At 65.9% G+C, this 13,182-nt stretch carries 13 protein-coding genes; 3 read left to right on the forward strand and 10 right to left on the reverse strand.

The window, feature by feature from the left end; translation table 11 throughout:
- Nucleotides 1-28: 28 nt before the first annotated feature.
- The 8 genes from QF040_RS22595 to QF040_RS22630 all read right to left on the reverse strand — a co-directional run bounded on the left by QF040_RS22595 (nucleotide 29) and on the right by QF040_RS22630 (nucleotide 8,869).
- Nucleotides 29-1,072, reverse strand: a complete 1,044-nt coding sequence (locus tag QF040_RS22595) for a dipeptide ABC transporter ATP-binding protein (protein WP_429612902.1) — start codon at nucleotides 1,070-1,072, stop codon at nucleotides 29-31.
- A complete protein-coding gene (locus tag QF040_RS22600) occupies nucleotides 1,069-2,097 on the reverse strand; it encodes an ABC transporter ATP-binding protein (RefSeq protein WP_429612903.1) in 1,029 nt (342 codons plus the stop codon). The genes QF040_RS22595 and QF040_RS22600 overlap by 4 nt, the downstream gene beginning before the upstream one ends.
- 22 nt (nucleotides 2,098-2,119) lie before the next feature.
- A complete protein-coding gene (locus tag QF040_RS22605; RefSeq protein ID WP_429612904.1) occupies nucleotides 2,120-3,034 on the reverse strand; it encodes an ABC transporter permease subunit in 915 nt (304 codons plus the stop codon).
- On the reverse strand, nucleotides 3,034-4,038 hold the full coding sequence (locus QF040_RS22610) for an ABC transporter permease subunit (RefSeq protein WP_429612905.1): 1,005 nt from the start codon (nucleotides 4,036-4,038) through the stop codon (nucleotides 3,034-3,036). Before QF040_RS22610 ends, QF040_RS22605 begins: the two co-directional genes overlap by 1 nt.
- 51 nt (nucleotides 4,039-4,089) lie before the next feature.
- Complete coding sequence (locus tag QF040_RS22615) at nucleotides 4,090-5,769, reverse strand: long-chain-fatty-acid--CoA ligase (RefSeq protein WP_429612906.1); 1,680 nt, start codon at nucleotides 5,767-5,769, stop codon at nucleotides 4,090-4,092.
- A gap of 109 nt (nucleotides 5,770-5,878) precedes the next feature.
- Nucleotides 5,879-7,378: an NAD(P)(+) transhydrogenase (Re/Si-specific) subunit beta gene (locus QF040_RS22620; RefSeq protein ID WP_307684106.1), complete on the reverse strand. Its 1,500-nt coding sequence runs from the start codon at nucleotides 7,376-7,378 to the stop codon at nucleotides 5,879-5,881.
- Nucleotides 7,375-7,707: an NAD(P) transhydrogenase subunit alpha gene (locus tag QF040_RS22625; protein ID WP_013538886.1), complete on the reverse strand. Its 333-nt coding sequence runs from the start codon at nucleotides 7,705-7,707 to the stop codon at nucleotides 7,375-7,377. The genes QF040_RS22620 and QF040_RS22625 overlap by 4 nt, the downstream gene beginning before the upstream one ends.
- 31 nt (nucleotides 7,708-7,738) lie before the next feature.
- Nucleotides 7,739-8,869, reverse strand: coding sequence for a Re/Si-specific NAD(P)(+) transhydrogenase subunit alpha (locus QF040_RS22630; protein ID WP_429612907.1), 1,131 nt, complete (start codon nucleotides 8,867-8,869; stop codon nucleotides 7,739-7,741).
- A gap of 426 nt (nucleotides 8,870-9,295) precedes the next feature.
- On the opposite strand from QF040_RS22630, the gene QF040_RS22635 reads away from it, so the two are divergent.
- The 3 genes from QF040_RS22635 (at nucleotide 9,296) to QF040_RS22645 (ending at nucleotide 11,036) form a co-directional block, all read left to right on the forward strand.
- A complete protein-coding gene (locus tag QF040_RS22635; protein WP_429612908.1) occupies nucleotides 9,296-10,000 on the forward strand; it encodes a response regulator transcription factor in 705 nt (234 codons plus the stop codon).
- Between the two features lie 90 nt (nucleotides 10,001-10,090).
- On the forward strand, nucleotides 10,091-10,531 hold the full coding sequence (locus QF040_RS22640; RefSeq protein WP_429612909.1) for a DUF4019 domain-containing protein: 441 nt from the start codon (nucleotides 10,091-10,093) through the stop codon (nucleotides 10,529-10,531).
- Nucleotides 10,532-10,538: 7 nt separating this feature from the next.
- Nucleotides 10,539-11,036, forward strand: coding sequence for an NUDIX hydrolase (locus QF040_RS22645; protein WP_429612910.1), 498 nt, complete (start codon nucleotides 10,539-10,541; stop codon nucleotides 11,034-11,036).
- Here the strand turns inward: QF040_RS22645 and mnmA are convergent.
- Together mnmA and QF040_RS22655 are read right to left on the reverse strand one after the other, a co-directional pair.
- Nucleotides 11,026-12,126, reverse strand: a complete 1,101-nt coding sequence (mnmA, locus tag QF040_RS22650; RefSeq protein ID WP_429612911.1) for a tRNA 2-thiouridine(34) synthase MnmA — start codon at nucleotides 12,124-12,126, stop codon at nucleotides 11,026-11,028. The genes QF040_RS22645 and mnmA overlap by 11 nt on opposite strands.
- A gap of 58 nt (nucleotides 12,127-12,184) precedes the next feature.
- Nucleotides 12,185-13,162 carry an LLM class flavin-dependent oxidoreductase gene (locus QF040_RS22655; RefSeq protein WP_429614686.1) on the reverse strand — a complete coding sequence of 326 codons (978 nt, stop codon included), beginning with the start codon at nucleotides 13,160-13,162 and terminating at the stop codon, nucleotides 12,185-12,187.
- Between the last annotated feature and the right edge of the window lie 20 nt (nucleotides 13,163-13,182).

The raw sequence follows: 13,182 nt of genomic DNA on the forward strand, positions 1-13,182 counted from the left end.
CAGACACGGTTGAAAAAAACGGATGAGCTCAGGGATTCGTCGCCATCGGAACGGCGAGCACGGGAACATCGGCGCGCACGGGCGGCGCGCCATCGAGGAACTTCTCTGCGTAGTGGCAGGCCACCAGCCGCTCGTCGAGCGCGCGCAGCAAGGGGCGCTCTTCGCGGCAGCGCTGCTGCACGTGCTGGCAGCGCGTGTTGAAGACGCAGCCCGTGGGCGGATTCAGCGGCGACGGCAGCTCGCCCTTGAGGACGATGCGCTGGCTGCTGAGCCCCGGCGTCGATGCGAGCAGCGCCTGCGTGTACGGATGCAGCGGCCGCGCGAAGATGCGCCCCTTCGGGCCTTGCTCCACCGCGTGGCCGAGGTACATCACAAGCACGTCGTGCGCGATGTGGCGCACCACGCCGAGGTCGTGCGAGATGAAAAGGTAGGCGAGGCCCAGCTCGGCCTGCAGATCGGCCAGCAGGTTCAGCACCTGTGCCTGGATCGACACGTCGAGCGCCGACACCGGCTCGTCGGCCACCAGGAGGCGCGGCGACAGCATGAGCGCGCGCGCAATCGCGATGCGCTGGCGTTGACCGCCCGAGAACATGTGGGGATAGCGGTTCGCGTACTCGGGGCGCAGGCCGACACGGGCGAGCATTTCGCGCGCCTTTGCAGCGCGCTCCGACTTGCCCATCGGGGTGTTGATCGCGAGCGGGTCTTCGAGCACAGCCGAGATCTTCTTGCGCGGATTGAGAGAGCCGTAGGGGTTCTGGAACACCAGCTGCACGGCCTGGCGCAACTCGCGCTTGCGCTCGGCCGGCGGGTTCACCGCATCGGCGCCGACGAGCGTGAGCTGCCCGGCCGTCGGCTTCTCGATCAATGCGACCATGCGCGCGAGCGTGGACTTGCCGCAGCCCGATTCGCCGACCACCGCCAGCGTGCGGCCGCGTTCGAGCCGGAACGAGATGTCGCCCACCGCGCGCAGATGCGCCGGCGCGCGAAAGAGCCCGCGCCGCACGTCGTAGGTGCGCTGCAGGTTCGCGGCTTCGACCACGACGTCGCCGGGCGCGCCTTTGTCGTTGTTCATTGCAGCGCCTCCGCCGCGGGCACCTGCTGCGGCCGGTCCTGCTCGATCGCCACGATGCGGCCCGGTTCGCCGAGCGGATAGTGGCAGCGCACCTCCGCGCCCTGCCACTCGCGCAATGCAGGGCGCACATTGCAGGCGCGCGTGGTGACGTAGCTGCAGCGCGGCGCGAACAGGCAGCCCGAAGGCCGGTCGTGCACGCCGGGCACCACGCCGCTGATGGTGGCCAGCCGTCCTTCGGGCGCCGCGCGCTCGGGCAACGCCGCGAGCAGCGCCTCGGTGTACGGGTGCTGCGGCGATGCGAAGAGCCGGTCGACGCGCTGGTGCTCCATCACTTGACCCGCATACATCACGGCGATGCGCTGCGCCATTTCGCTCACCACGCCCATGTTGTGCGTGATGAGCACCAGCGCCATGCCGCGCTCCTTCTGCAGGTCGCGCAGCAGGTCGAGGATCTGCGCCTGGATCGTCACGTCGAGCGCGGTGGTCGGCTCGTCTGCAATCAGGAGGCGCGGGTTGCAAGCGATGGCCATTGCGATCATCACGCGCTGGTTCATGCCGCCCGAAAGCTGGTGCGGATAGCTTCCGAGGCGCGACGACGCGGCGGGAATGCCGACCTGCTCCAGCAGTTCGGTCGCGCGCTTCTTCGCCGTGCGCTTGTCGAGGTTCAGGTGCAGCCGCAGCGTTTCCATCAACTGGAAGCCGATGGTGAAGCAGGGGTTGAGGCTGGTGGTCGGCTCCTGGAAGATCATCGCGACCTCCTTGCCGACCAGCGAGCGGCGCGCCTTGTCGGAGATGCCGAGCAGGTCCTTGCCCGCGAAGCGCATGTGCTCCGCGCGCACGCGGCCGGGGAAACCGACGAGGCCCATGAGCGCCATCATCGTGACGCTCTTGCCCGAGCCCGATTCGCCGACGATGCCGAGCACCTCGCCTTCTTCGAGCGTGAGGCTCACGCCATCGACCGCGTGCAGCACGCCGCCTTGCGTCGGGAATTCGACGTGCAGATCTTTGATGTCCAGCAAAGGCATCGTTTCTCTCCTTTGCGTTGAATCAGCGCTTGAGCTTGGGGTCGAGCGCATCGCGCAGACCGTCGCCAAGCAGATTGAAAGCCAGCACCGCCGCGAGGATCGCGAGACCCGGAAAGGTCACGACCCACCATGCGCGCAGCACGAACTCGCGCGCATCGGCCAGCATCGTTCCCCACTCGGGCGATGGCGGCTGCGCGCCGAGACCGAGGAAGCCGAGCGCCGCCGCATCGAGGATGGCGGTGGAGATGCCGAGCGAGGCCTGCACGATCAGCGGTGCCGCGCAATTGGGCAGCACCTCACGGAACATGAGGCGCAGCGTGCCGGCGCCGCTCACGCGGGCCGCGGTGACGTAGTCGCGCGAGACCTCGGCGATGACGGCCGCACGTGTGATGCGCACGTAATGCGGCAGCACCACGATGGCCACCGCGAGCATCGCGTTGACGAGCCCCGGGCCGAGGATCGCGACGATCACGATGGCGAGCAGCAAGCTCGGCAGCGTGAGCACGATGTCCATGAGCCGCATGATCGCGATCTCGAGCACGCCGCGGAAAAACCCGGCGATGAGGCCGAGCACCACGCCCGCCACCACCGACAGCGCCACCACCGCGACGCCGATCGACAGCGAGAGCCGCGCGCCGTACATGAGGCGCGACAGGATGTCGCGCCCGATGGCGTCGGTGCCCAGCAGGTAGCTCCACGTTCCGCCCTGCTGCCATGCAGGCGGCTGCAAGAACACGGCGCTGTTGGTTTCGTTGGGCGCGTGCGGCGCGATCCACGGCGCGAACAGCGCAACGAGCAGCAGCACGACGATGGTCGCGAGCCCGATGACTGCACCGCGATTCGCCGAGAAGGCGGTCCAGAACTCGCGCCAGGGGCCGGGCGGAGCGGCACCCGCGCCGGTCGTCGGAATGATGGGGGTCGAAGTGGTGTTCATCATCAGCGTCGGATACGGGGATTGATGACGCCGTAGGCAACGTCGACCAGAAGGTTCACCAGCATCACGATGCCGCCGAGCAGCAGCATGCCGCCCTGCAGCACCGGGTAGTCGCGCCGGCCGATGGCTTCGATGAGCCACTTGCCGACACCGGGCCAGGAGAAGATGGTCTCGGTGAGGATCGCGCCGGTGAAGAGCACGCCCACCTGCAGGCCGATCACGGTCACAACCGGGATCAGCGCGTTGCGCAGTGCATGCAGGCCCACCACGCGAAAGCGCGAGAGGCCCTTGGCGCGCGCGGTGCGGATGTAGTCCTCGCCGAGCACTTCGAGCATGGCCGAGCGCGTCATGCGCGCAATCACCGCGAGCGGCACGGTGCCCAGCACGATGGCCGGAAGAATCAGGTGGTGCAGCGCCGACCAGAAGGCATCGGTGTCGCTGGCACGCAGCGAATCGATCAAGAGGAAGCCGGTCTCGGGCTCGATGAAATACTGCACCGCGATGCGCCCGGAAACGGGCGTCCATCCGAGCTGCACCGAGAAGAACAAAATCAGCAGCAGCCCCCACCAGAAGATCGGCATCGAGTAGCCGGTGAGCGAGGTGGCCATCACGCCGTGGTCGAAGATGGAATTGCGCCGCACCGCCGCGAGGATGCCGGCGGGCAGTCCCAGCAGCAGTGCGAAAAGAATTGCGCAGACGCCGAGTTCGACGGTGGCCGGGAAGAGCGCGAGGAACTCGCTCATCACCTTGTCCTGCGTGATGATCGACTTGCCGAGGTCGCCATGCAGCACGCGGCCGATGTAGATGCCGTACTGCACGAGGATCGGCTTGTCGAAGCCGTAGGCGGTGCGCAGTTCGGCATGGCGCGCGGGATCGATCCCGCGCTCGCCGGCCATGGTTTCAATGGGGTCGCCCGGCACCAGCCGGATGAGAAAGAAGGCCAGCAGCGTCATGCCGATGAAGGTCGGCACCAGCAGGCTCACGCGGGTCAATATGAATCTGAACATCGACCCGCGAATATGCAAGATCGATGCCGTGGCCCTACCCGGGCCGAACCCTTACTTCTTGGCGTCGCGCAATTCGCGGCGGAGGATTTTTCCGACCGGTGTTTTCGGGAGGTCCGTACGAAACTCTACGATTCGCGGCTGCTTGTAACCCGTAAGGTTTGCTCTGCAGTATTCGCGCACCTGCGCCTCGGTGAGCGACTCGTCTTTCTTCACGATCACGAGCTTCACGGCCTCGCCGGTCTTGTCGTCGACCACGCCCACCGCCGCGCATTCGAGCACGCCCGGAATCTGTGCAACGACGTCTTCGATCTCGTTCGGGTACACGTTGAAGCCCGACACCAGGATCATGTCCTTCTTGCGGTCGACCACCTTGAAATAGCCGCGCTCGTCGACCACGCCGATGTCGCCGCTCTTGAAGTAGCCGTCGGGCGTCATGACCTTGGCGGTCTCGTCGGGGCGCTGCCAGTAGCCGGCCATCACCTGCGGACCCTTGATGGCGATTTCGCCGGGCTGGCCCATCGGCACTTCATGGCCGTCGTCGTCGAGCAGCTTGAGCCAGGTGCCCGGCAGCGGCAGGCCGATGGTGCCGGTGTAGGCCTTGCTGTTCGTGGGGTTGCAGGTGGTCGAGGGCGAGGTCTCGGAGAGGCCGTAGCCTTCGCAGATCGGGCAGCCGGTTTTCTCGAGCCAGAGCTTCGCGACCGCAGCCTGCACCGCCATGCCGCCGCCCACCGAGACCTTGAGGTTCTTCCAGTTGACGGTGTTGAAGTCGGGATGGTTCGCCAGGCCGTTGAACAGCGTGTTGACCGCGGGGAAGCTGTGGATCGTGTGCTTCGAGAGCTCCTTCAGCACGCCCGCGAGGTCGCGCGGATTCGGGATCAGGATCAGCTTTCCGCCCGTGCGCATGTTCAGCATCATGCCGACCGTGAACGCGAAGATGTGATACAGCGGCAGCGCGCACACGCTGGTGGGCTGCTCACCGGCCGGCACCTGCGCCATGACGGGTTCGTTCCAGGCCTCGGACTGCAGCACGTTGGCGATCACGTTGCGATGCAGCAGCACCGCGCCCTTCGAGACGCCGGTGGTGCCGCCGGTGTACTGCAGCACGGCCACGTCGTCGGGGCCGATGGTCGGGGCCTGCAGCGTGCGGCTCGCGCCCTTGTCGAGCGCATCGTTGAAGCGCACGGCGCCCGGCAGGCTGAAGTGCGGCACCATCTTCTTGACGTTGCGCACCACGTAGTTGACCAGCGCGCCCTTGAGGAAACCGAGGCGGTCGCCCATCGAGGTGAGCACGATGTGTTTGATCGGCGTGGCGGCGATGCATTGCTGCAGCGTGGTGCCGAAGTTCTCCATGATGACGATGGCCTTGGCGCCGGAGTCCTTGAGCTGGTGCTCCAGTTCGCGCGGCGTGTAGAGCGGATTCACGTTCACCAGGATCAGCCCCGCGCGAAGGATGGCCGCCACCGCGATCGGGTACTGCGGGCAGTTGGGCATCATCGCGGCCACGCGGTCGCCCTTCACGAGGCCCAGGCCCTGCAGGTACGCGGCGAAGGCCTTGCTCTGCTTGTCGGTTTCCGCATAGCTCACGTCCTTGCCCATGAAGCTGTAGGCGGTGCGGTCGGCGTACTTGGTGAAGCTCTCTTCCATGAGCCCGACCAGCGATGAATAGTGCGAAGCGTCGATGTCGGCGGGCACGCCTTGCGGATAGCTGCTGAGCCAGGGGCGGTCGGTCATGGATGTGTCTCCTCCAGGTCTTGGAACTTGCGGGTAACTGAAACGAAAACGGCGCTCGAATGGCGCCGCGATGATCTGGCCCGCATTGCTGCGGGCCTGGATCGCCGGCCTATTCGATGGCCTTGCCCATATCTTCCACTACTTTCTTCGCATCCCCAAAAACCATCATGGTCTTGTCCATGTAGAAGAGTTCGTTGTCCAGGCCGGCGTAGCCCGCCGCCATGGAGCGCTTGTTCACGATCACCGTCTTGGCCTTGTAGGCTTCCAGGATGGGCATGCCGTAGATCGGGCTGCCCTTGGTGTGCGCGGCCGGGTTCACCACGTCGTTGGCGCCCAGGATGATCGCCACGTCGGCCTGGCCGAACTCGCCGTTGATGTCTTCCATCTCGAACACCTGGTCGTAGGGCACCTCGGCCTCGGCCAGCAGCACGTTCATGTGGCCGGGCATGCGGCCCGCCACCGGGTGAATCGCGTACTTGACGGTGATGCCCTTCTCGGTGAGCTTGGCCGCGAGTTCCTTCACCGCATGCTGGGCACGCGCCACGGCCAGGCCGTAGCCCGGCACGATCACCACCGTCTCGGCATTGCCGAGCACGAAGGCCGCGTCGTCGGCGCTGCCGGTCTTCACCGGGCGCTGCTCCTTGGCCGCGCCGCCGGTGGTGGCCGCCTCGCCGCCGAAGCCGCCCAGGATCACGTTGAAGAACGAGCGGTTCATGGCCTTGCACATGATGTACGAGAGGATCGCGCCCGAGGAGCCCACCAGCGAACCGGCCACGATCAGCATCGCGTTGTTCAGGCTGAAACCGATGCCCGCGGCCGCCCAGCCCGAGTAGCTGTTGAGCATCGACACCACCACCGGCATGTCGGCACCGCCGATCGGGATGATGATGAGCACGCCCATCACGAAGGCCAGTGCCAGCATCGCGAAGAAGGCCGGCCAGCTTTCGGTGAAGACGAACACCAGGCCCAGTGCGACAGTCAGCAGGCCCAGCACGAGGTTGAGCATGTGCTGGCCCGAGAACTGCACCGGCGCGCCCTGGAACAGGCGGAACTTGTACTTGCCCGAGAGCTTGCCGAAGGCGATGACCGATCCGCTGAAGGTGATGGCGCCGATGGCCGCACCCAGGAACAGTTCGAGCCGGTTGCCCGCGGGAATGGCATAGCGCACGAAGCCGTCGAGCACCACGGCGCCATCCGGCGTCTGCGCGCCGACCAGGGCAGCGATGGGCGCGGCGGTGATGCCGAAGGCCCAGGGCTCGGCCACGGCAGCGACGCCGATGAAGACCGCCGCCAGGCCGATCATGCTGTGCATGAAGGCGACCAGTTCGGGCATCTTGGTCATCTCGACCTTGTTCGCCATGAAGGCCCCCAGGCCCCCGCCGACCACCACGGCCGCGAGCACCCAGGCGAGGCCCGTGCCGAAGTCCACGTTGAGCGAGCGCGCCTGTCCGTGGATCAGCGCGATGGTCGTGAGCACGGCGATCGCCATGCCGGTCATGCCGAAGATGTTGCCGCGGATCGAGGTGGTGGGATGCGACAGGCCCTTCAGGGCCTGGATGAAGCAGACGCTGGCAACGAGGTACAGCAGCGTGACGAGGTTCATGCTCACTTGGAAGCTCCCTCTTCAGCCTTGGGGGCAGCCGCTTTCTTGTCCTTCTTCTTGAACATCTCCAGCATCCGCCGCGTGACGAGGAAACCGCCGAAGACGTTCACCGCGGCCAGGGCCACCGCGAGCACGCCCATGGTCTTGCCCAGCGGCGTGGTGGTGAGCGCGGCCGCCAGCATGGCGCCCACGATCACGATCGCCGAGATCGCGTTGGTCACGGCCATCAGCGGCGTGTGCAGCGCGGGCGTGACGGTCCAGACCACGTGGTAGCCGACGTAGATGGCCAGCACGAAGATGATCAGGTTGATGACTGTGTGGGAAACGGGATCCATGGGCTCTTCTCCTCGCGTGTTCGCTGTTCGCTTACTTCTTCGTGACCTGGCCGTCCTGCGTCATGCGGCAGGCTGCGACGATGTCGTCTTCGAGGTCGATCTTGAGCGCACCTTCCTTCGTGACGATGAGCTTGAGGAAGTCGAGCACGTTGCGCGCATAGAGCGCCGATGCATCGGCCGCCACGAGCGCTGCGAGGTTGGTTTCGCCGACGATGGTCACGCCGTGCTTGACGACGGTCTTGTCGGCTTCGGAGAGGGGGCAGTTGCCGCCCACGCCATCGGCGCCTTTGCCGGCGGCGATGTCCACGATCACCGAGCCGGGCTTCATGGACTTGACCATGTCCTCGGTGATAAGCGTGGGCGCGGCGCGCCCGGGAATGAGCGCGGTGCTGATCACGATGTCGGCCAGCGCCACGCGCTTGGCGACCTCGACCTGCTGGCGCGCGAGCCAGCTCGGGGGCATCGGCTTGGCGTAGCCGCCGACGCCGACGGCGGCTTCCTTTTCTTCATCGGTGTCGTAGGAGACCTCGATGAACTTGCCGCCGAGCGATTCGATCTGCTCCTTGACGCTCGGACGCACGTCGGAGGCTTCGATGACGGCGCCCAGCCGCTTGGCCGTGGCGATCGCCTGCAGGCCGGCCACGCCGACGCCCAGGATGACGACGCGCGCGGCCTTCACGGTGCCGGCTGCGGTCATGAGCATCGGGAAGAAGCGCTGGTAGCGGTCGGCCGCGATCATCACGGCCTTGTAGCCGGCGATGTTGGCTTGCGAGGAGAGCACGTCCATGCTCTGGGCGCGGGTGGTGCGTGGGGCGGCTTCGAGGGCGAAGCCGGTCACGCCGGCCGATGCCAGGCGCTGCAGGCCTGCGGCATCGAACGGGTTGAGCATGCCGATGACGACGGCGCCTGGCTTCATCAGCCCCGCCTCGGCATCGCTGGGCGTGCGCACCTTGAGCACCATGTCGGCGGACAGCGCACCCGTCTGGTCCGTCATTTCAGCGCCGGCGGTCTGGTAGGCCGCATCGGTGACGCTGGCTGCAACGCCTGCCCCCGACTGAACACGAACGATGTGCCCGGAAGCGACCAGTTTCTTCACCGTTTCAGGTGTGACGGCCACTCGGGTTTCGCCAGCCGTGGTTTCGGCAGGCACGCCTATCAGCATAGAGATCTCCTCAGGGGAAGGGGCAGCACGGAATGCGGGCAGAGCTTACAGCAAGATTACAGATGCTCGTGTCGCAAGAATGTCGCAACGAATTTGCCTGCCAAGCCCCATGCATGCTATCGGTATAGCTATTCAATTTATAGCGACTTCGGTATTTGCCGGTCGAACGCGGAAGTCTCGCCCGAAGCCCTGATCGGCGTCTTGATCCCGATCAAGAACCCATGGATCAGCATCAATAGGCAACCTCCGATGCTGCGATTAACAGCATTTGCATCGAACTGCAGTTAACTGTGTTTACATTTGATTCGAAAAACGCAATTAGCGTGCATTAGTTGCAATCTCTATTTCTTACGTCAGACGCAGATAGATACACTTCCTGCAATCGTCCGCTCACTGAGGCTGGCGAAGGGAGGAAAAGGGGATGGAATGCGTATTGCCGTACTGGACAACGGGGCGGAACAGCTCAAGTTGATCAATCACACCATGGCGGGACTCGGACACGAGTCCCACATGTACACCGAAGGAAAAACGCTGCTGCAGTCCTTGCGCAGGCAGACCTTCGACTTGTTGATCCTCGATTGGAGCCTTCCGGATATCAAGGGGCTCGATGTGGTGAAGGCCATCCGGCACGAACTCAAGAGCCGATTGCCCATACTTTTTGTGACCGACAAGCGCGATGAAGCGGACATGGTCGAGGCCCTCAACAGCGGCGCCGATGACTTCATGGCCAAGCCCATCCGGGCCGGTGAACTCGAAGCGCGTGTCACCGCGCTGCTGCGCCGGTCCTACCCCGCGAAGCACGAGTCCGAGTTGGTCTTCGGTCCATACCATTTCTATCCGCCTTCGCGCGTGCTCAAGGTCCGGGGCAAGCTGGTCGAGTTGAAGAACCGCGAGTACGAGTTGGCGCTCTTCCTGTTCCAGAACCTCGGTCGGCTGCTCTCGCGCGAACACCTGCACGAGGCGGTGTGGGGGCTGGGCGTCGAGGCGCTCTCGCGCTCGCTCGACACCCACGTGTCGCGCCTGCGGACCAAGCTCGATCTTCGCCCCGCGAACGGTTTCCTGCTGCTGGCCATCTACGGGCTGGGCTACCGGTTGGAAACGATCGAGGCGAACACGCTGCCTTCGCGATAGCACCCGGCGCAGCGTGGTGCCGACCCGACAGGCCGGGAATCTCCGCCGGGCTACAGTCTCCAACCGCACTCCGCAACAAGGAAAGAGACGATGAACCGCATGACCCGGCTGCTGGTCTCCGCCGCACTGCTCTGGAGCAGCTTCACCGGCCTGGCAGCCGCGCAGGACATCGTGGAGCCCAGCGACATGGTGCGCGGCGGCATGCAGGCGATCCAGATGATCGACCAGGGCAAGGCCGGCGAACTCTGGGACGGCGCCACGCCGGCCACCCGCAAGCGCGTGACCCGTGCCGATTTCACCGGGCAGGTCGCCAAGAGCCGCGCGTCGCTCGGCGCGCCCCAGCAGCGCACCTGGGTGGCAGTCAACCGCCAGGTCGTGGCCGATGCCGACGCTGACACCGCCGGCCAGTACGTCAGTGTCGAATACGAGACCCGCTTCGCCAGCAAGCCCGAAGGCACCCTGCGCGAACTCGTGAGCTTTCACCTCGACCGCGACCGCACTTGGCGCTTCAGCGGCTACGTGCTGCGCTGAGCCGGCCATGGCCGCACGCTGGAAGCCCAACGTCACCGTGGCCGCGGTGATCGAGCAGGACGGCCGCTTCCTGCTGGTCGAGGAGCACACCGCCGACGGCCTGATGATCAACACGCCTGCGGGCCATCTCGATCCCGGTGAATCGCCCACCGAAGGCTGCATTCGCGAAACGCTCGAGGAAACCGCCCACCACTTCACACCCACCGCGCTCGTCGGCATCTACATGGCGCGTTCGCGGCCGAAGGCCGAGCAGGGAGAAGACGTGACCTACATGCGCTTCGCCTTCGCCGGCGTGCTCGGCGCCAAGGAGGAAGGCCGCGCACTCGACGAAGGCATCGTGCGCACACTGTGGATGACACCCGATGAAATTCGCGCCAGCGTGACGCGGCATCGCAGCCCGTTGTTGCTGCAGTGCGTCGAAGACTATCTGGCTGGCCAGCGTCACCCGCTCGAATTGATCCACATCGACGAATCGGTGCGGACCCCGCCGCCGGTCAGACGATGACGCCGCCCCCGAGGCAGCGCTCGCCGTCATACAGCACGGCCGACTGCCCCGGCGTCACAGCCCATTGCGGCGCGCCGAAGCGCAGGCTGAAAGCGCCATTCGCACCATCGGACAGCTCACACCCCGCATCGGCCTGCCGGTAGCGCGCCTTCGAGCCGTAGCTGCCCGCGGCGGGCGCCTCGCCCGACACCCAGCTCGCATCGTCCGCATTCAGCGCCGACGACAGCAGCCACGGATGGTCGTGCCCCTGCACCACCCACAGCGTGTTCTTCTCGACGTCCTTCCGCGCCACGAACCACGGCGAATGGTCGCCCGAGCCGCGCTGCGCGCCCTTCTCCTTGACGCCGCCGATGCCCAGCCCCTGCCGCTGCCCCAGCGTGTAGAAGCTCAGGCCCTGGTGCTCGCCGAGCTTGCGGCCGCGGTCGTCCTTGATCGGGCCCGGCTCCTTGGAGATGTAGCGGTTCAGGAAGTTGCGGAACGGCCGCTCGCCGATGAAGCAGATGCCGGTCGAGTCCTTCTTCTTCGCATTGGGCAGGCCGATGTCCTCCGCGATGCGGCGCACCTCGGTCTTGTGCAGTTCGCCGACCGGGAACAGCGTCTTCGACAACTGCGCCTGGTTCAGACGGTGCAGGAAATAGCTCTGGTCCTTCGACGGATCGAGCCCCTTGAGCAACTCGTGCCGGCCGGTGGCTTCGTTGTGCCGCACCCGTGCGTAGTGGCCCGTCGCGATCTTCTCCGCGCCCAGGCGCATCGCATGGTCGAGAAAGGCCTTGAACTTGATCTCGGCGTTGCACAGCACATCGGGATTCGGCGTGCGGCCGGCCTTGTATTCGCGCAGGAACTCGGCGAACACGCGGTCCTTGTAGTCGGCCGCGAAGTTGACGTGCTCGATCTCGATGCCCAGCACGTCGGCCACGCTGGCGGCGTCGATGAAGTCGATGTTCGACGAGCAGTACTCGCTGTCGTCGTCGTCTTCCCAGTTCTTCATGAAGATGCCGACCACCTCGTGCCCCTGCTGCTTGAGCAGGTGCGCGGTGACGGCGGAGTCCACTCCGCCGCTCAGTCCGACCACGATCCGTTGCTTTGCCATAAGCCCGCCATTGTCCCAGCCCCGAGGTAGCGGGCTCGGGCGTGGGGGAAATCGGCCTTTAGCGGATGCCGGCCAGCAGCTCGTAGGAGCGCAGCCGCGCCGCGTGATCGAAGACTTGCGACGTGATCATCAGTTCATCGGCGCCGGTGCGGGCGACGAAAGCCTCGACGCCCTTGCGCACCGTCCCGACCGAACCGACCGCCGAGCACGAGAGCACCGAGTCGAGCAGCGCGTTCTCCGCCGGGCCGACCTTCTGACGGTAGTTTTCCACCGGCGGCGGCAGGCGGCCGGGCCGGCCGCTGCGCAGGTTGACGAAAGCCTGCTGCCACGAGGTGGCGCGGAACTCGGCCTCCTCGTCGCTGTCGGCCGCGAACACGTTGAAGCCCAGCATCACGTACGGCTTCTTCAACTGCGCCGAAGGCTTGAAGGTCTCGCGATAGATCTGGATGGCCTGCATGATCTGCTGAGGCGCGAAGTGCGAGGCGAAGGCATAGGGCAGGCCCAGGTGCGCCGCGAGCTGCGCGCCGAAGGTGCTGGAGCCGAGGATCCACACCGGCACCTCGAGCCCCTCGCCGGGCACGGCCCGCACCGGTTGCTGCGGCGTCTTCGACATGAAATCCATCAGTTCGACCACGTCCTGCGGGAACTGGTCGGCATCCGATTCGAGGTTGCGGCGCAGCGCGCGCGCCGTGCGCTGGTCGGAGCCCGGCGCCCGCCCGAGCCCCAGGTCGATGCGCCCCGGGTACAGCGACGCCAGCGTGCCGAACTGCTCCGCGATCACCAGCGGCGAATGGTTCGGCAGCATCACGCCGCCGGCACCGATGCGAATGGACGTGGTGCCCGCCCCGATGTACGACAGCAGCACCGCGGTCGCCGCGCTCGCGATGCCCGGCATTCCGTGGTGCTCGGCAAGCCAGTAGCGCGTGTAGCCGAGCTTTTCGCCGTGCTGCGCCAGCGAGAGCGAGTTGCGGAACGACTGCGCGGCGTCGCTGCCCTCGGTGATGGGGGAGAGGTCGAGGATCGAGAACGGAATCATGGGCGCCATCATGGCGCGAT

The organism is Variovorax sp. W2I14 (assembly GCF_050435205.1).
GTDB classification, from domain to species: domain Bacteria; phylum Pseudomonadota; class Gammaproteobacteria; order Burkholderiales; family Burkholderiaceae_C; genus Variovorax; species Variovorax paradoxus_C.

Excerpts from the sequence above, each read along its gene's own strand:
- QF040_RS22645 (WP_429612910.1), top strand. The coding sequence starts at position 10,539 with ATGGCCGCACGCTGGAAGCCCAACGTCACCGTGGCCGCGGTGATCGAG.
- QF040_RS22595 (WP_429612902.1), bottom strand. The coding sequence starts at position 1,072 with ATGAACAACGACAAAGGCGCGCCCGGCGACGTCGTGGTCGAAGCCGCG.
- QF040_RS22655 (WP_429614686.1), bottom strand. The coding sequence starts at position 13,162 with ATGATTCCGTTCTCGATCCTCGACCTCTCCCCCATCACCGAGGGCAGC.
- QF040_RS22640 (WP_429612909.1), top strand. The coding sequence starts at position 10,091 with ATGAACCGCATGACCCGGCTGCTGGTCTCCGCCGCACTGCTCTGGAGC.
- QF040_RS22600 (WP_429612903.1), bottom strand. The coding sequence starts at position 2,097 with ATGCCTTTGCTGGACATCAAAGATCTGCACGTCGAATTCCCGACGCAA.
- QF040_RS22630 (WP_429612907.1), bottom strand. The coding sequence starts at position 8,869 with ATGCTGATAGGCGTGCCTGCCGAAACCACGGCTGGCGAAACCCGAGTG.
- QF040_RS22625 (WP_013538886.1), bottom strand. The coding sequence starts at position 7,707 with ATGGATCCCGTTTCCCACACAGTCATCAACCTGATCATCTTCGTGCTG.
- mnmA (WP_429612911.1), bottom strand. The coding sequence starts at position 12,126 with ATGGCAAAGCAACGGATCGTGGTCGGACTGAGCGGCGGAGTGGACTCC.
- QF040_RS22605 (WP_429612904.1), bottom strand. The coding sequence starts at position 3,034 with ATGATGAACACCACTTCGACCCCCATCATTCCGACGACCGGCGCGGGT.
- QF040_RS22615 (WP_429612906.1), bottom strand. The coding sequence starts at position 5,769 with ATGACCGACCGCCCCTGGCTCAGCAGCTATCCGCAAGGCGTGCCCGCC.
- QF040_RS22610 (WP_429612905.1), bottom strand. The coding sequence starts at position 4,038 with ATGTTCAGATTCATATTGACCCGCGTGAGCCTGCTGGTGCCGACCTTC.
- QF040_RS22635 (WP_429612908.1), top strand. The coding sequence starts at position 9,296 with ATGCGTATTGCCGTACTGGACAACGGGGCGGAACAGCTCAAGTTGATC.